Source organism: Tetzosporium hominis (assembly GCF_002265435.1).
GTDB lineage: Bacteria > Bacillota > Bacilli > Bacillales_A > Planococcaceae > Chryseomicrobium > Chryseomicrobium hominis.
In genome coordinates this window covers 82,241-100,399 of record NZ_NOKQ01000196.1, presented here as the reverse complement: position 1 = coordinate 100,399, position 18,159 = coordinate 82,241, and the positions used below count along the sequence as shown (strand labels likewise).

Genomic DNA, 18,159 nt, shown 5'->3' with positions numbered 1-18,159 from the left:
AACTGCTCGGAGGCACGTCCATGTTATTCAATTCGTTTGAATTTATATTTGTTTTTTTACCAATCGTCTTTATTCTTTATTTTGCATTAACTAAAATTCACCCAACTGGAGGGATGCTGCTGCTTTTAGCAGCATCTTTGTTTTTCTATGCATGGTGGAATCCAGCGTACCTTGGCCTCTTAGTTTCTTCTATTCTCGTTAACTATTCGGTAGGAACGGGGATGATGAAAGGGACGCGTCATCGCAAGCTTTTATTAGTCTTAGGAATCCTATTTAATGTAGGCTTACTTGGCTATTTTAAATACACGGATTTCTTTATAGAAAATTTGAATGCTCTTGTAGGAACAAACTTTCAACTGTTGCACCTCTTACTGCCGCTAGCTATAAGCTTTTATACATTCCAACAAATTGCTTATCTCGTCGATATCTATAAAGGAAAGGTTGAAGACAACCGGTTTATCAACTATGCGGTGTTCATTTCTTTCTTTCCTCAGTTGATTGCGGGCCCGATCGTCCACCACAGTGAGGTAATGGGACAATTTGCGGACTCCAGCAAAAAGCGTATGCATGCAGAGAACATCGCAAAAGGGTTGTTCATTTTCTCCCTCGGCTTATTTAAGAAAGTGGCCATTGCGGACACCTTTGCGGTATGGGCTAATGAGGGGTATGCAAATGTCGATGCACTGACCACATCTGAAGCTTGGATGACATCTCTTGCGTACACATTCCAGTTGTACTTCGACTTTAGTGGGTATAGTGACATGGCAATTGGACTAGCTTTGCTATTTAATATCGCGTTACCGATTAATTTCAATTCACCCTATAAGGCTGTCTCCATCCAAGATTTCTGGAGACGTTGGCATATCACTTTGTCGCGATTCTTAACTGCCTACTTGTATATACCGTTAGGGGGAAGTCGGAAATCGATTCCTAGAACCTATGTCAATATCTTCATTATTTTTTTTGTCAGTGGAATCTGGCACGGCGCGGGTTGGACATTTGTGATCTGGGGCACATTACACGGACTCGCAATGATAGTGCACCGGTTTTGGTCTCAAAAAGGGTTTAGACTTCCGATGCTTATTGCTTGGTTCATCACATTCCAGTTTGTCAATGCGACTTGGGTGTTCTTCCGGGCGTTAACCGTTGAAGATGCTCTCATTGTATTGAATAAGATGGCGGATATTTCGGCAATCACTGAACCACTGGCCGTCTTTTCAGCTCAACCATCTGAGCTAGCGATCTATACACTTGGAGCAGCAGTTCTTGCATTCTTTGTTAAAAACTCATTTGCATGGATGCAAGACCTAAAGCCGAATCCGGCATATGCACTACTTGCTGGAGGAATGTTCTTGTACGTAGCACTAAAGCTCCAACAAGTGTCGGAGTTCTTATATTTCAATTTCTAGAAAAGGAGAGGTTTCATGAATTACCGATTTTTTATAGGCATCTTCATGATCATGGCGCTGGTTCCACTACTCGTCATTGGTTCCTTTTCTTACTGGATTGATCCACTTTGGAGTTTTTCTCATAAACATGCCTATAATGACGTGCAAGCCGTTATAGATGAACGCCAACAAAAAGTGAATGAACTCTATTTTGGAAAACCTGATTACGACACGCTGTTAATTGGGAGTAGTAGAACGACCTATGTACCGGCGGATCAGTTTAAAGATATGAAAGTATACAACTTCTCAGCAAGCGATTTATCCTTCCTAGAGTATCGTCCAATGATTGAATTTGCGCAGCAGCAAAATGACAGACCGTTTGAGCGGATTATTTTAGGTGTCGACTTCTTTAAAAGCAGTATCTATCAAAGTGAGAATGCGGTGGATCTAGCTCCTTATATCCAAACCGCTGAAGAGCCTTTTTACCGCTGGAAAAACTTGATTTCACTTGACGTTTTGGATTATTCTAAACGCAATTATGAGTGGTCGAAAGAAAATGCTAGAAAAGCGTTACGCCAGTATAATCGCGAAAATATTGCAGAGGCGAAAGTATTTGAACAAGCCACTATTGAAAAAGAGACTAAAGCAAAAATCCAGAAGTTCCGCACCGAATTTTACGGTGAGCACTATAAATACGATCCACGTTTGAAAGAGGAATTGCTAGCTATTCAAGAGGCATATCCCAATGCGGAATTGATTGTTTTCACGACACCTATTTCAACGCCTCTTTACGAAGCGTTGATTGAAGAAGGCAACTTTGATGATTACAAACGGTGGCTTGCCAGATATTGAAAGTGCATCTGACACCGTATATCACTTCATGTATCCGAATTCGGTGACAAACGATTTGTCCAATTATTTTGATGGACATCATTTTTATCCGAAAATCGGTGCTAAAATCGCGCACACGATAAGTACAGGTGAAGTTGAAGGGGACTTTGGAGAAGTGCTTTTGAAAGAGACCTCACGAGGAACTAATTAAATCTTGCGCTTCGAAGCCATACAAAAAATCGCTCCCTAAATCAAAAGGGAGCGATTTTTTTATGGTTGCTCTTCAGTTTCAGCTTCGGAATCAGGTATTCCATCTCCATTTAAATCTTCAGTCTCGCTTGGTCGCGTATAGGTATAACCCGGGAGCTCTAAGTGACTTTTGAGCATTTCTTTAGTAGTCTCTAATTCGGCCTCATCTAATTGCCAATAGTAAGTTCCAGTTGACATGTCATCGTATCCAGCGATAGAGATCGTCTCGATATCAGGTGTGCCGTTGTTGAGATACTTTAAAAAAGACATCATATCATCGAATGTAAGGTCTGTCCGGATATTGTTTCCAAGTGCTTCGATTACATCTCCGTACTTCCCAAAGGATTGAACAGATGCAGCACGTCGAATCAGGGATTCCAGAATCTTTTGTTGTCGTTTACCACGCTCAATGTCATTATCGAGTTTACGAGTACGGGCAAGAGCTAGAGCTTCTCGGCCATCTAACAGCTGACGTCCTTCTTCTAATTGAATCGTATACTCGTCATTTTCATCCAATTCTAAGTGGTCATAAGGAACATCCACGACCACGCCATCTAAGGCATCTACTACATCTATGAACGCTTCAAAGTTCATACGAACATAGTAATCAATGGGGATATCAAGTAAATTTTCTACAGATTCAATTGCGGCAACAGTTCCGCCATAAGCATGAGCATGTGTGATTTTATCGTTATATCCCACTTCTGGAATGTACGTATAAGTATCACGTGGAATGCTGACTAACTTCACTGATTTATCTTTATTATTTAGAGTTGCGACCATTAAGGAGTCGGAACGGCTATTGCCATCTCCAAAATCACGTTTCTCACTGTCGTCAATACCGATTAGCAAGATGGAAACATTGTCCTCAAGCGGTTCTACATCTTCTTCACGAAGATCTGACCCAGACTCTCGATTTTCCAGTTGCTCAAAGCTTTGATTAGCAGCGATTTCAGCTTTTTTGCCAAGATACACTGCATACGTGGCAGATAGTATTAGAAAGGATCCCAAAATAATTAGGATACTATATAGGATTTTGCGTTTTTTTGATTTTTTAGTTTTCCGAAGTTCGGAGCGCTGCATAGGACATTCCCTCTTTATATAAAATTTATTGGGATACAATCATCAATTATACTACTCAGGTGTACTGATGAACAGAATAGAATCTCATTTTCCTATGTTTTTTTATTAAATTTTTAAATATTGAAACATTTGTATAATTTCCAAGTATAATGAAGGGAATGAATCGTTGGAGGGGAGTCTTGAATGAAAGCGTTTAAAATTGGAATTGTTATGGTTTTATTCATTACCTTGTTTAGTCCACTCGAACCCACTCAGGCTGCTGCACCTACAGCTCATACTGAAGAATGGTCATTTCTATGGGAACAGGGAGTTGTACTTGATAGTGAAATGAATCGTGATTGGAAACAGGCCATTACTCGTATGGACGCGGTGATCTATCTAGCACGAGCACTTAAATTAGAGAAACCTGTTGTTTCTACTCAGGAAGCTCCATCGACCGAAGAAGAGGTCTCGGAAGAAGTCTCGGAAGAGGTACCAGGAGAAGTTGGGGAAGAAGCCTCTACTGAAGAAGAGTCGGTTCCTCAGGAAGAGCAGTCTACAGAAGAAGCTGTAGAGCAAGATGAAACAGCATCTGAAGAAACTGTAGGAGAATCAGAAGAGACTAGCGAAATCTCTGACGGTACCGAAGAACAAAGTGTTGAAGAAGACATAGTGGCTGAACCACAAGAACAACAAACGGTTTCACAAGAAACGATTGCTGCCATTCAAGCAGAAACATCCCTATTTTCGGATATCTCTGTCGATGACGAAAATTATTGGATGATTGTTGAATTTCATAAGCGTGGAATTATTAGTGGCTATCCAGATGGAACATTTCGTCCAAATAAGGAATTAAATCGTGCAGACATGGCACGGGTCATTACATTGACATTTAATTTAAATGGGACAGCAGGTACGGTGTTTAGTGATGTATCTACAAAAGCATACTACTATGACGCTGTTCAAAGTATGGTCGCTAATGAAATTACGGTCGGGTACCCAGATCATACATATCGACCTAAAGTTGCGACGACTCATGAGCATGTTCTTTTGTTTATTGCACGGACGATGGAACCCCTGTTCCGAGTGAAAGCAGAACCTTTGCCACCACCTCCGCCACCAAAGCCAGAAGTGTGTGAAAAGAAAATGTCCATTCCACATCGGAAAATTGGAGTCCAGGCAGCGAACTTCTGGAAAAAACCGTACCAGTCTAGGCCGGTTGATGCACCAGCCTCTACGAATCCAACGGACTTGCGGAGATGGTCTGCTTCTTTGACTGAAAATCAGAGTTGGTGGCTTGTGAACTATACAGATACTCAGGCACTTTACGGAGACACTGTTACGGTTTCTGCTGTGAATGGCGATTGGTATAAAGTGGCCACAAAAGATCAGTGGGTTCCTTATAACGCAGCGGGATATCCAGGATGGGTTCCTGCTTCTCAAATTGTGAAATCCTATTACGATTACAGCGATTGCCGAATTGCCATTGTGCATGCCAAGACAACTTGGTTGAAAGATGCAGGGACAAACAAAAATACTGTAGAAATCAGTTATTCGACGATTCTTCCTGTTGTAGGAGAAGAAACGAACAACTGGATTGTAGCAGCGCCAAATGATAAAAAAATGCGGGTTGCCAAGACAGATGTCAAAGTCCATAAAAATTATGCATCGGTTCCTAAGCCTTCTGCAACAACAGTTATTAACGAAGCAAAACGCTTTTTAGGACTACGTTATATCTGGTCTGGAACGTCTGCTTATGGATTTGACTGCTCCGGTATCCTGTATGCTATTATGCGCACGCATGGTGTCTTGATTCCACGTGACTCGTTCTATCAAGCAACGAAAGGTACCTGGATCTCTAAATCAAATCTGAGAGCAGGGGACTTTGTGTTCTTTGCTGGTAATTCAGGGGCAGGAAAGGTCTATCATGTGGGACTTTATTTAGGAAGCGGTATGATGCTTCATGCTCCAAACGCTAGTAGCTCCGTAAGGATTGAGCGTTACGATAACGGAGCGTATGATCGCAACTACCATTCTGCAAGACGCTATATCCAATAATATACTAAAGCCCTCACATCATTTGCTGTGAGGGCTTCTTGTATGGAGCCAATGCTTAATTTCTTCTGTAGGCAATGGTTTTGCATAATAATAGCCTTGAATCGTCTCGCACCCTATCGTTTGGAGTAGCTGTAATTGCGTTTCGGTTTCGACGCCTTCTACGACTACTCGAAGGTCTAAAAGACTTGCCAAATCCACGATGGTCTTCACGATTCCTAAGCTCTTTCGATTTGACTCGATATCTAATATAAACTGACGGTCTATTTTGACTTCGTCTATAGCCAAATGCTGCAAGTAGATGAAAGCAGAAAATCCAGTTCCAAAATCATCCACACTAATTTTGAATCCAAGTTCGTGAAGCTCACCAATCCGTTTTTGAGCTGCTAAATAGTCGCCCATGGCCACATTTTCTGTAATTTCAATAACAAACTGCTGAGGCGCAACTTCATAAGTTCGTAAACATTTCTTTAAAAAAGGAACAAGTTTTTCATGCAAGAAATGCCGAGGAGAGATATTAATAGATATCGTACATCCACTTATTCCTTGTAGAGACCAAGTTTCTAATTGCTGAAAGGCTTGCTCGATGACCCATTCTCCGATAGGAAGGATGAGCCCAGTTGATTCCGCATGCTGAATAAACTCGATTGGGGGAATGATCCCTTTTTCAGGATGACGCCAACAAATCAATGCCTCAAAACCTTCTACTTCTCCTGTAGAACTGTTCACTTGTGGTTGGTAATACAGGCTAAACTCATTCATATCGAGCCCTTTACGTAAGTTGAACTCGGTGTGTAAGATGTCCTTTGTCTGCTCTTTCATAAAGGGATTGAAAATGGAGCTGATACTTTGCGACCCCATTTTCTTGCCGTGACTGAGTGCAATTTGGGCGCTCTGCAAACAGTGTTGTGTAGTTTCACCATGCACTGGATAATCAGCACGACCAAAGCTGTAGCTGACGTAAACTTCTTGACCCTTGATAACAAGGGGCTTTTTGATTTCCATTAGTTTATCTTCGTATAGCGCGCGTTCTGGTAATTCCAGGTACAGAATAAAATGATCCATTGCTAGACGTGCCACGCAGTTTGGCTCAGTAAATAGTCTGTCGAGGCGTTTTGCAATCTCGCGTAACACCTCTTCACCTCCATCAAATCCGAGGACTTCTTGAATGGTGGCAAATTGATCGATGATAAGATAAATGAATGTTCCATGCTGGGTCAGGGAAAGGCGATTCGAAACAGTTTCGAGGAAAGCATTTTGATTGGGAAGCCCCGTAATCTGATCTACGAAAGCAAGCTCTTTAATACGGTCCTCTGCTTCTATTCGATAGATGCGTTCATACAAAAACGCCACCATATCTGCTAATGTCCCGACTAATGTCTGATCAAGCTCGGTCCACACTCGTTTTGTAAACGATTCACAGCAAAGAACGCCGCCAATTCCAGAACTCATCATGATGGGTGCATCTAGCATAGAACGTATGCCCCCCATCCCTTCAAAGTAAGATGGGTACATCTCGGCAACTCTAGGATCCGTCGCTACATCATGAATAGCTAATGACCGCGCACTTTGAACCGCTTCAAAATAAGTAGGGTAGTGGATGTCATCGACTTTGTCTCCGACTAGATGTTCCGCATAACGTGCATCGTAAATATTTTGTGCTTAAAGAATCGATTGAGATGTATTGAATAACCAAATACCAACTCGCTCCACTTGAATTAATTGAGCGATGGTTTCACAAGCACTCTCTATTGTTTCTTTTAACGATTCTTTAGTGATTGTTCTTGATTTCGCGAGCTCGAATAATTTCATCTGTTGGTTTCGCATTGTAGATTCAATCTCAAACAAAGAACGAAGAGCTTTTTCCTCGTGTGCTGTAAACACGGCAAAATGGTTTCCACTTGGTGTAGTCCCCATCACAATTTCATATAGCCCTTGGTTAACAACAAGTTGAAAGGGAGTGAAATCTGATGTGTTACTTTTATCCCAAATGATAGATTCTTCATCTTCTGTTAGGTGTGAAAATAGTGCAGATCGATCTAGGAGAGGACTGAGTAGCTTTTTGGACCGATCAATATGCAATACGGCAATCGTTTGCCCCATTTTGCCCCTCCTTCGATTATTATTTGTATCATAAAGATACCATATTCACGAATTACAAGCATGAGCTTTTTTCAAACAAATGTAAAAAAAACCAGCCACAAAATGTGACTGGATAACTTTTAAGCTTCTTCGCTAATAATTACATTTTTTCCTCGCATACGAAGAACTAAAGGGACTACCAACCAAAGCAACGTAACAATCAAGAAAGTTAAAGATAACGGATTTGTAATGAAAATACTAAAATCTCCATTTGAAATTGTCAAAGCACGGCGCATATTGTTTTCAATCATTGGTCCTAGTACTAATGCAAGCACTAATGGAGCTAGCGGATAATCATGTTTCGCCAGTAAGTAACCAAAGACACCACAGCCAATAAGTAGCAGCAGGTCAAACGTAGTGTACTGTACGGCATAGACACCGAATACAGAAATCGCAATGATTAAAGGTAACAGGTACTTTTTCGGTGTTTCGATGATTTTCGCGAAAATTCGCACCATCGGCATGTTCAAGATCAATAGCATCAAGTTCCCTAGGAACATACTTGCAATCAAGCCCCAAGCGACTTGAGGGTGTTCTTCAAATAACAATGGGCCTGGCTGAATGTTGTACATAATGAATGCACCCATCAAGATGGCTGTTGTACCTGAACCCGGAATCCCTAGTGTCAAGAGAGGAATCATGGCCCCGCCAGAAGCGGCATTGTTGGCTGATTCTGGACCGGCAACTCCAGCGATATTTCCTTTACCAAACGAGTCAGGATCCTTACTTAATTTCTTCTCGGAAATATATGAGAAGAAGGAAGCGAGCGTCGCTCCTGCGCCAGGGAGAACACCAAGGAAAAATCCTAAAATTGAAGAACGTCCGATTGGTCCCGCACTTTGTTTCAAGTCTGATTTTGTTGGGAGAATTCGCGTGATCTTAGCTACAGGTTCATCGTGAGTCTCTTTTTCAAAGATCGTCTTGAATACTTCACCAAGTGCAAAGAGTCCTACTGCAATAGTTAAAAATTCAATTCCACTAAATAGGATAGGGGAGTCATATGTAAAACGAGCGATTCCAGAGACTGCATCGATTCCAATCGTTCCAAGCATTAAACCGACCACCGTCATAATCAAAGCTTTCGTCACAGATTTTCCAGCGAGCCCACTTACAGCCGCCAAACCCAAAAGCATCAGTGAAAAGTAATCAGCTGGACCAAAGTCGATGGCAATTTTTGAAAGGGGTTGCGCTAGAAGGACTAAGCCAATTAAAGACACGATACCGGCAACAAATGAGCCGATTGCGGCAATGGCAAGGGCAGCTCCAGCACGTCCCTGGCGAGCCATCTGATACCCATCTAATGTAGTCACAACAGAAGACGATTCACCTGGTGTATTTAGTAAGATAGATGTAGTAGATCCTCCATACATTGCTCCGTAGTACACACCTGCAAGCAGAATGATCGAGCTTGTAGCTGCCATTTCAACTGGTAGACCAGATGTTAGAGTAGCTGTGATAGGAATGAGTAGTGCAACGCCACTCATCGGTCCAATACCAGGGAGGACGCCAACAGCTGTTCCGATTATTACACCGAGAAGTGCAAAAAGAATATTGTGCCACTGAAAAGCAACTAAAAATCCATTGAGTAAGTAATCAATTGTTCCCATCTTGTTTCACCGTCCTAAATCGGGAATCCTGGTAAAGATCCACCTAAAATGTTTACATAGCCGTAATATATGATTCCTGAAAAAGCCGCTGCTATTAGTAAAGAGGGGAGCCATTTTCCTCGCTCCAACGTTTGAAATGCAATAACTAAAAAGACAAAAGTTGTGATTACATAGCCAAGCGGTTCTAATAAAAGGACGTAGCCAATGGCTGCCCCTAAAATGATCAAGAAACGTTTGTATTGAGGAGAGTCAGATTCGTCTCCAGTTGTTTTGACAGATTTTGCTTTAAAACTTTGAACTATAAGTAGTGCACTTAAAACTATGAGTGAAGCACCCAATCCCATAGGGAAGATTTTTGGTCCAACTGAAGACCCGTAAGCACTGTCCGAGATTTTAAGGGCTTCTGTAAAGAACAGAACACCGATGATAAAAAATACGATGCTTGCTATTCGGTCAAAACGTAGCGTCATAGCGTAATACCTCCATAAATGACGGGTGCGAGCATTTTCATGCCCGCACCGTGTCTTATTTCTGCATATCTAATGCTGTTAAAATTTCAGTGATGACTTGTTCTTGTTCTTCTAAGAAAGCAGTGAAGTCTTCTCCAGCACGGTATTCATCAGCCCAGCCGTTGCGCTCAAGCTCGGCTTTCCATTCTTCGCTTTTCACCATTTCATCCAGTTTTTCTTCCCAATAGGCTTTAGCGGTTTCCGACATGTTCTTCGGTCCGAACAAACCACGCCAGATTGTGAATTCTGCATCAATTCCTAAGTCATAAAGTGTTGGAACATCTTCAAGTCCTTCAAGATCCAATTTTTCAGGAGATGTGACAGCTAGGACGCGAACGTCACCGCTCTTCACATATGAAGTGACAGTTGATACGTCTGTCCCAATAGCATCTGCATTCGATCCAAGTAGGGCTGCCATCGCTTCGCCGCCACCATCATAAGAAACATACTTTGCAGATTTTGGATCAATGCCATATTCATAGGCGGGTAAGATGGTTAGTAAGTGGTCCATAGAACCTGGAGCAGAACCACCTGCTAAAGTGATGGATGTTGGATCTTCTTTAATAGCATCGAGTAGGTCCGTCAATGTCTCGTAAGGTGAATCTTCCTTTACAACGATGGCTCCGAAATCTTTAGTTAACTGAGCTAGTGGTGTTGTATCTTTATAGCCATAAGGGCTGTTTCCTTCAGCTTTTAAGTTGTTGATTAAAATAGGTGGTGATTTCACCATTAACATGTGGTCGTTTTCCGCTTCTTTTGTAGCATATGTTGCCATGAAGACGGCACCTCCGCCACCCGGTTGGTTTTCAACTGTGATGGCTTTATCGATCAGTTTCGTTTCGTTCATGACTTTACTGATGGCACGAGCAGTTAAATCCCATCCGCCACCTGCACCAGAAGGCGCAACAATTGTTAAATTATTCTTAGGATAGTCAGCTGGTTCTTTACCAGAAGCTGCGTTCTCCCCATTTGAACAGGCTGCTAAGCTGACAAGTAGTGCGGCACTCGCCGCTAGTGTTGCAAGTTTTTTTCCAAGTTTCATTGTCATTTCCCCCTTTTTGTAAAGCGCTTTCATTTGCTTTAGGTAAGAGTAAATGATTTTTAGAAAATTGAATATATTTGAAACATACTCTCCATTTTTTTCGTTTTGTGCATTTTGTTCAATTGTGTTCATGAAAAAACAGTTTCTCAATTTTTGAGAAACTGCTTGTCTTTGTAATCTTACGTGTAGGGGATGCGTTCCGCGGGCGCGGGCTGAGCCTCGGTCTCAGCTTCCGCTTATAATCCCGCTGGAGTCACCCCTACACTCTTTATAGTAAATTTCAGGCCTGAAATTTTAGTATAAGTCATTCTAAATTTTAGTTTTGGAGAGTAACTATTTTAGAAAGTAGCGACGTTCTGGTCGGCCGACAGAGCCATAGACTTGTTCGACAAGAAGAGTGTTTTCAGTCACTAGGTGCTCTAAATAGCGTCTTGCAGTAGAGCGGCTCATGCCTAGTTCCGCACCTAATCGTTCTGCCGTAATGCCGTCAGGATGTTTTGAGATGACGCTAGACACTTTTTCACGAGTCAGGCGATCAATACCTTTAGGAGCGGCTTCCATATCGGGTTGTGAGGTCTTCTTAAACAACTGTCGGATTTGAGATTCCGTAAATTCCGTTGTCGAGGTTAGCAACTGCTTTTTTTCTTTATAGCTGGTTATACTATCGGTGAACGACTGCATGGTGACGGGTTTCAGTAGATAATCTTCTATGCCAGCAGCGTAAGCTTTGCGAACTACATCTACTTCAGTTGCAGCTGTTATCAAAATTACATCAGTATAAGGGTACAACTGCTTCACATAATCTACAAACTGAGTTCCTAGGTCATCAGGTAGATAAACATCGACTAAAACGAGTTGCGGTTGCAACTCATCCATCCACATCTTCGCTTCTTCAACAGTGTGAGCGATTCCTACTGCAGTAAAGCCATCGACTGAAGCTACAAACTTTTCATGAATCCGTGCAATTCGTGGATCATCTTCCACAATCAGCACTTCAATGGGACGTGTCATCAGGTACATCCTCCTTTGGAATGGCAAGTACAAATAGTGCACCACCAAGATCTCCGTTTTCTAAAGAGAGGGTGGCATTTAATAAGGCTACATTTTCCTGCACGATCGCTAAGCCGTAGCCACGTGTCTTCGCATCTTTTGTAGATTGTTTCCCTTTTAATAGTTCGGGAAGTCTAGCTACATCGATTCCTTCCCCTGAATCTTCTATCTCTACAACCAATTCTTTCTCTGTATCTTTCACATATATTCGTACTTTACGGTCTTTGAGAGGGAGTTTTTCAACCGCTTCAAACGCATTGGTTATTAAATTACTGATAACCGGAAGCAGGAGATGCTTTTCAATTGTCGAAGGGAGCACGCCGCAGGAACTATCTTCATCTAATTCTAAGTCAACCTTAAGTTCTCTCGCACGGTTATAAAATCCAATTACCATAGCACTGATGTAAGGTTCTTGGATGTGACGAGAAATGAATGTGATCAATGATGCATTTTCTGTCTGTTGTTGGTGGATAAGGTCAACTGCTTCCTCATATTCTTGAAGCTGGAGTAATCCTGAAATCATATACAAGAAGTTTTGATGTTCATGTGTCTGTGCGCGTAAAGACTCCGAATACTGCTTGGTTTGTGCAAGTTCTTCTGCAATCGTGTCAATATCCTCTATTTTGCGGAAGCTAGCAATCGCTCCAGTTACTTCTCCGTTTCGTACTATAGGAATTCGGTTGACCAATGTCTCATTGCCACCAACCACCATGACTTTATCTAGTTCCGTTTGTCCAGATTTCATAATATCGAGAAGTCTTGTATTAGGAATGATTTCTTGGATTTCTAGACCTTGAATCGAAGTCTTTCCAGGAAAGAAGGCATCGGCCGCTGGATTACTCAAGACAATTTGGCCAGATGTGTCTGTAACGATGATGGCTTCTCGAATCGAAGCAAGTAGAGCATTCCTCTGAGTTAACAAGGACACAATTTCTTCTGGTTCATAATCAAGCAATTGATGTTTGATGCGACGAGTCAAAAATTGTGAAATTCCCATTGCTACAAGAGCTGCAATCGCAAATATTAAGACTAAATATTTGGCGTACTGAAGATTAGTCTGAAAGACCGTGTCTTGTAAAAACCCCACGGAAACTACCCCGATGATGGTCCCGTTGTCATCAATAACAGGTGCTTTTCCTCGTATAGCTCTACCGAGTGTTCCAGTGGCTTCAGAAATATAAGATTGCCCTTCTAGAAGTGCCTTGTCGTTATCTTCACCGACCATCTTCTGGCCGATTCGCTCTGTGATAGGATGTGCGTAGCGGATCTCATTTTCATCTCCAATGACGACATACTGGGCCTTGACCTCTTGTTGGATGTCGAGAGCAAGTTGTTGTATTTCAGGGGTGGATTCGGGTAGTTGTAAAGCTCGAATGACGTCTGGGTGTTGGGCTGTGGTTTCTGCAATATTTAACGCGCGTTCTCCAATTTCTTGTTTCACACTATGGGCCATGACGAAGTAGGATGCTGTAATAACAAGGATAACTACAGTGATGGTGAGAGCGAGCATATACTTCATGATTCGAAACTGTAAAGTAGTGTTTTTCATAATTTAATATAACTCCTTCATTATTCATGACACATGTCACTAACAACTACTAACGAAATCGCTTACACTGATTAGAACTGCAAAAAAGGTGGTACCTAACTATGATGAAATTACTAGCTGACTCTACATGTGATATTTCTCAAGATGTGCTGACATCTTATTCTATTGATCTTATCCCTTTAACAGTAACCATAGAAGGAACAGATTATCAAGACCGGATTGATATTACGACAGACAGTTATTTTCAAAAACTACAAGCGGGAAGCGAGCAGGCGTCTACTGGTGCACCAAGTCCAAGACTGTATGCTGACGTGTTTCAAAAAGCAGTAGATGACGGACACAAAGAAATTTTATGTATCTGTATGTCCAGTGGAACGAGTGCTTCGTATCAATCTGGAGAATTAGGGAAATCACAATTTTTAGAGGAGCATCCTGAATCGGATGTGAAAATCCATATTCTAGACTCTAAGTCTATGAGCCATGGAAGTGGTTGGTTGCTCATGAAGAGCGCTCAGATGAGAGACAATGGCTACTCATTTGAAGATATTGTCCACTTCGTAGAGACTCATAAAACAAAAGTGAACCATTATCTTTCTGTAGATGATCTGAGTCATTTGATTCGTAGTGGTCGGATCTCAGGAGCGAGCGCAGTTATAGGCAAACTGCTGAATATTAAGCCAATCATGTCCATGAAAGATGGAAAAGGTGCGGTCGTTGCCAAAGAACGGGGACGCAACCGTGTTTTCAAACATTATATCGAAGAGTTTTCAAAGCGAATTGACACAGAGCAAACAAACTTCGTGTTAATAGGGTATACGACGGACCGTCAAGTAGCCCTTGATTTGCAAGACAAATTGCGGTCGGAAACGACATTTACTGGCGATATTTATATTATGCAGATGGGCGTGGCCGTTGCAACACATGTTGGACCAGGCGGTTTGTCGTTGTTCTTTATGGAAAAGTAAAGTTGAGGTAGGCAGGGGGAGGACTGAGCGGTCGTTCTTCGACAAGATTGGGGTTTTCTTCTTCAAATTTTGTTTTTTCTTCGGCATATTCCGAAGTTTCTTCTACAATACAAAAACTCGCGTTCCCAAAAAGGGCGCGAGTTTTTTCAATTAGCCAAGATGATGCCACATACGCTCCAGTGCTAGTTTGGCGTTATGTTGCGTGTCTTGGTCCACTTTAATAGGATTCACTATACGCTCTTCCACCAATTCTTCTAATACCCACGTTAAGTGAGGCAAGTCAATTCGGTTCATCGTCAGACACGGACACATAAATGGATTCAGTGACACAATGTCGAGATGTGGATTGTCGGCAATCAAGCGGTTCACGAGATTCATCTCCGTACCGATTGCCCATTTAGAACCAGCTGGCGCTTTTTGGATTTGCTGGATGATATAGCTTGTCGAACCGTTGTCGTCAGAAGCCGTTACAACTTCATGCGTGCACTCCGGGTGAACTAAGATTCTTCTTGTGGGATCATTTTGACGGAGGTTCTCAATGTGCTTTGGTAAAAAGTTCATATGGACGGAGCAGTGCCCTTTCCACAAGATGACGCGAACATCCTCTGTGGCACAGTTTAGTTCCAAGCGATTGCGGATCGGGTCCCAAATGGCCATCTGTTCAAGAGGAATGCCTAAATCAGAGGCAGTGTTACGTCCTAAGTGTTGATCAGGCAAGAACAATAGGCGTGGTTTCTGGGTGAAAGCCCACTCGACCATCTGATGCGCATTCGATGAAGTAACTGTTGCACCTCCGTGACTACCAACGAACGATTTAATTGCCGCTGTTGAATTGACATAAGTCAAAGGCAAAATCGTATCGCCAAATACTTCTTGTAACTCTTCCCAAGCGCGTTCTGTTTGCGAGAATGTCGCCATGTCTGCCATGGAACAGCCCGCTCGCATATCAGGCAAAATGACGTTCTGTTCGGGAGTCGTTAAAATATCTGCCGTCTCCGCCATGAAGTGAACGCCACAGAAAATAATGGTCTCAGCCGTTTGTTGTGCTGCGATTTGAGATAACTGCAAAGAATCTCCCGTAGCATCCGCGTAGCGAATCACCTCATCTTTTTGATAATGGTGACCAAGGATGTAGACACGATTTCCGAGTTTTTGACGGGCCACTTCGGCACGTTTATGCAATTCTTCAGTAGGTAACGTTAAATACATTTCTGGCAAAGCAGAAGTTTGTTCAAGAACATCTAGAAAACTCATACTAAACTCTCCTTTCGGGAGGACGTGACATTTAAAGACAAGTCCAGTTGTTTTACGCTATGCGTAAGGGCCCCCATCGAGATGAAATCGACTCCGCTTGCAGCATATGCAGCTAATGTTTCTTCTGTGATTCCACCAGACGCTTCTAGTAAGATGCTAGAAGGAACTAGCTCTCGCCACGCACGAATAGTAGTAGGGGACTGGTTATCAATCATGATGACATCGGGGCTTGCGCTGATTGCTTCTCGTAATTGCGCTTCCGTCTCGACCTCCACTTCAATTTTTACTAAAGGTCCTACAGCAAGACGCGCCTCTGCAACTGCTGAAGTGATCGAGCCGCATGCTGCAATGTGATTGTCTTTCAACATCACAGCATCATAGAGACCGTTGCGATGGTTGAAACCTCCACCCACACGGACTGCATATTTTTCGAACATGCGAAGTCCGGCAGTCGTCTTCCGAGTGTCGACTAACTGTGCCTTTGTGCCATCTATAAGCTTCACACAAGCTTGTGTATATGTAGCAATTGAGCACATCCGCTGTACTAGATTCAATAACACACGCTCACCTGTCAGCACGGAACGGGTTGGCCCTTTGATTTCTAATAAAGTATCTCCTGTTAAAAAGGGTTGTCCTTCTGACAATTTGAGTGTCACTTGTACACGAGGGTCAAGTAAGCGGTAACCTATCTCAAAAATAAACAGTCCTGCTGCAATACCGCTTTCTTTGGCTTTAACGGTTGCGGTGGATTGATGGTCACTTGGAAAGACGCGGCTAGACAAGTCGTCTTCACCAATATCCTCTAAAAAGAAAGATTTAAGTTTTTCTTCGATTAAAATAGAGTTCATTGAGAAATCCTCACTTTCGGAGTCTCTAGTTGGCGTTTCACAAGAGAGAGTTCATTTTCTCTCCTAGTTAGTACGGATCCCAGCCACTCATCAGACGGATTAGGATAGTCTGACCTCGAGTGCGCTCCTCGACTCTCTGTTCGTCTAGAAGCAGCCTGTGCTATAAGGCTTGCTGCAGTATAGCGGTGAATAGCTGAAATCTCATCCACTGCTACATGTTGTAAGTTCCATCTGGAAAGAGGGAGAGTTGATGAGAACTGTTCGAGTTTTCTTGAGCGAGCAACTCCTACATAACGTGTCATCTCTTGTTGCGTCGGGACCTGCAATTGTTTTGGAGGACATACCAGTGAATCTGATGCGAAACCTAATGAAGTGTCTGTCCCGCATGCGATAGACTCGGCGACACGTTTTCCCATGACAATACATTCAAGCAATGAATTACTAGCAAGACGGTTGGCACCATGTAGACCAGTGCATGCGACTTCACCTACAGCATAGAGGCCGGGAATCGAAGTTCTTCCCTCAAGGTCGGTCTCAATGCCTCCCATATGGAAGTGTGCGCCAGGGCGTACAGGAATCCTTTTGGTCTGACGAACTTCTTGGGACTTGAAGGTATTCAAAGTATTAAAAATCGTTGGAAAGGAAACTTGCAAGTCCTTTATTCCCGAAACGTCCAAATAAACAGAATCGCCGACCTGCCAGTAAGATTCGACTTGTCGAGCCACTTGGTCTCGGGGAGCTAATGGATCAATTGGTAGCGGTGTTCCTTCTGCTGTTGTAAAGTAGGCTCCAGCTCCGCGAACCGCTTCTGTAATGAGTCCAAGTACGCTGTCTCCTTCAACCGCAACCGTCGGATGGAACTGAATGAATTCCAGGTCTACAAGGTTGGCACCTGCATGAAAAGCTGCGGAGAGCCCCGTTCCTATTGCAGATTCACAGTTTGAGGAAATCTCAAATAGACCGCCGACACCTCCTGTAGCGAGAACGACTTGTTTTGCGTAAATTTCTTGTATCTCTCCCGAAGCCGTTGTGATCCGAACCCCTAGGCATCGCCCGTTTTCTATTACAAGGGAATGCAAAGAACTGTTCATGATTTTTGGAAGGTGACTAGTATGTTTAGTAATGTGCTTCATCCAAAGACGACCGGTCTGGTCTCCGCCTGCATGTAAAATTCGATTATGAGAATGTGCTGCTTCTCTTCCATACAAAGGAACGCCAGATGATGTTCGATCAACTGGGAACCCTATTTCAAGAAGATGTTTTAGAATCGATGAGCCTTCAGACAAGATACTTTGAGCTGCATGAAAGTCAACATGGGAAGCACCTGCGAATAACGTATCTTCTAGGTGAGACACAACTGAATCTTTCGGATCTAGAACGCCAGCAATACCACCTTGAGCGAGCCAACTATTTCCTTTAGTAGCTGATTCCATGACGACAACAGTGGTTAGCGATGGAGGGAGACGGTAGGCAACGCTCAAACCTGCGAGTCCGGCTCCGACTATACAAACATCAATCATTCTTTACACCAACTTTACAAGTGTCTTGACACCTATTATGAACCGAGAGAAAATGAAAGACAAGCTACAATCGAAGGTTGTGAAAAAG

At 42.7% G+C, this 18,159-nt stretch carries 16 protein-coding genes; 5 read left to right on the top strand and 11 right to left on the bottom strand.

Going from position 1 to position 18,159, the window contains the following annotated elements; all coding sequences use genetic code 11:
- The first annotated feature begins 20 nt into the window (after positions 1 to 20).
- From CF394_RS06225 to CF394_RS06215, 3 genes are read left to right on the top strand one after another with little or no spacing between them, the layout of a single operon-like run.
- Positions 21 to 1,409, top strand: a complete 1,389-nt coding sequence (locus tag CF394_RS06225; protein WP_094942368.1) for an MBOAT family O-acyltransferase — start codon at positions 21 to 23, stop codon at positions 1,407 to 1,409.
- Positions 1,410 to 1,424: 15 nt separating this feature from the next.
- Entirely contained in the window at positions 1,425 to 2,240 is an 816-nt protein-coding gene (locus CF394_RS06220; RefSeq protein WP_094942367.1) for a hypothetical protein, read from the top strand.
- Complete coding sequence (locus CF394_RS06215) at positions 2,209 to 2,430, top strand: hypothetical protein (RefSeq protein ID WP_094942366.1); 222 nt, start codon at positions 2,209 to 2,211, stop codon at positions 2,428 to 2,430. The genes CF394_RS06220 and CF394_RS06215 overlap by 32 nt, the downstream gene beginning before the upstream one ends.
- A gap of 59 nt (positions 2,431 to 2,489) precedes the next feature.
- On the opposite strand, the gene CF394_RS06210 is transcribed toward CF394_RS06215, so the two are convergent.
- The gene (locus CF394_RS06210; RefSeq protein WP_094942365.1) at positions 2,490 to 3,551 is read right to left on the bottom strand and encodes an LCP family protein; all 1,062 of its coding nucleotides are present in this window, start codon (positions 3,549 to 3,551) and stop codon (positions 2,490 to 2,492) included.
- Positions 3,552 to 3,734: 183 nt separating this feature from the next.
- Between CF394_RS06210 and CF394_RS06205 the strand changes: the two genes are divergently transcribed.
- A complete protein-coding gene (locus CF394_RS06205) occupies positions 3,735 to 5,588 on the top strand; it encodes an NlpC/P60 family protein (protein ID WP_094942364.1) in 1,854 nt (617 codons plus the stop codon).
- A gap of 18 nt (positions 5,589 to 5,606) precedes the next feature.
- On the opposite strand, the gene CF394_RS06200 is transcribed toward CF394_RS06205, so the two are convergent.
- The 7 genes from CF394_RS06200 to CF394_RS06170 form a co-directional block, all read right to left on the bottom strand.
- Complete coding sequence (locus CF394_RS06200) at positions 5,607 to 7,187, bottom strand: sensor domain-containing phosphodiesterase (protein ID WP_279327648.1); 1,581 nt, start codon at positions 7,185 to 7,187, stop codon at positions 5,607 to 5,609.
- A gap of 60 nt (positions 7,188 to 7,247) precedes the next feature.
- A complete protein-coding gene (locus tag CF394_RS06195; RefSeq protein ID WP_094942362.1) occupies positions 7,248 to 7,688 on the bottom strand; it encodes a hypothetical protein in 441 nt (146 codons plus the stop codon).
- A 119-nt stretch (positions 7,689 to 7,807) separates the two neighbouring features.
- Entirely contained in the window at positions 7,808 to 9,334 is a 1,527-nt protein-coding gene (locus tag CF394_RS06190) for a tripartite tricarboxylate transporter permease (protein ID WP_094942361.1), read from the bottom strand.
- A gap of 14 nt (positions 9,335 to 9,348) precedes the next feature.
- Positions 9,349 to 9,804, bottom strand: a complete 456-nt coding sequence (locus CF394_RS06185; RefSeq protein ID WP_094942360.1) for a tripartite tricarboxylate transporter TctB family protein — start codon at positions 9,802 to 9,804, stop codon at positions 9,349 to 9,351.
- A gap of 55 nt (positions 9,805 to 9,859) precedes the next feature.
- On the bottom strand, positions 9,860 to 10,891 hold the full coding sequence (locus CF394_RS06180; RefSeq protein ID WP_094942552.1) for a tripartite tricarboxylate transporter substrate binding protein: 1,032 nt from the start codon (positions 10,889 to 10,891) through the stop codon (positions 9,860 to 9,862).
- Between the two features lie 327 nt (positions 10,892 to 11,218).
- Positions 11,219 to 11,896: a response regulator gene (locus tag CF394_RS06175; RefSeq protein WP_094942359.1), complete on the bottom strand. Its 678-nt coding sequence runs from the start codon at positions 11,894 to 11,896 to the stop codon at positions 11,219 to 11,221.
- Positions 11,880 to 13,484: an ATP-binding protein gene (locus CF394_RS06170; RefSeq protein WP_094942358.1), complete on the bottom strand. Its 1,605-nt coding sequence runs from the start codon at positions 13,482 to 13,484 to the stop codon at positions 11,880 to 11,882. The genes CF394_RS06175 and CF394_RS06170 overlap by 17 nt, the downstream gene beginning before the upstream one ends.
- A 101-nt stretch (positions 13,485 to 13,585) precedes the next feature.
- Here CF394_RS06170 and CF394_RS06165 point away from each other — a divergent pair, with 101 nt between their 5' ends.
- On the top strand, positions 13,586 to 14,449 hold the full coding sequence (locus CF394_RS06165) for a DegV family protein (RefSeq protein WP_094942357.1): 864 nt from the start codon (positions 13,586 to 13,588) through the stop codon (positions 14,447 to 14,449).
- A gap of 150 nt (positions 14,450 to 14,599) precedes the next feature.
- Here CF394_RS06165 and nadA read toward each other — a convergent pair whose 3' ends face one another.
- From nadA to CF394_RS06145, 3 genes are read right to left on the bottom strand one after another with little or no spacing between them, the layout of a single operon-like run.
- Entirely contained in the window at positions 14,600 to 15,703 is a 1,104-nt protein-coding gene (gene nadA, locus CF394_RS06155; protein WP_094942355.1) for a quinolinate synthase NadA, read from the bottom strand.
- Positions 15,700 to 16,551, bottom strand: coding sequence for a carboxylating nicotinate-nucleotide diphosphorylase (gene nadC, locus CF394_RS06150; RefSeq protein WP_094942354.1), 852 nt, complete (start codon positions 16,549 to 16,551; stop codon positions 15,700 to 15,702). Before nadC ends, nadA begins: the two co-directional genes overlap by 4 nt.
- Positions 16,548 to 18,071 (bottom strand): L-aspartate oxidase, encoded by a 1,524-nt coding sequence (locus CF394_RS06145; protein ID WP_094942353.1) that lies wholly within the window; start codon positions 18,069 to 18,071, stop codon positions 16,548 to 16,550. Before CF394_RS06145 ends, nadC begins: the two co-directional genes overlap by 4 nt.
- Between the last annotated feature and the right edge of the window lie 88 nt (positions 18,072 to 18,159).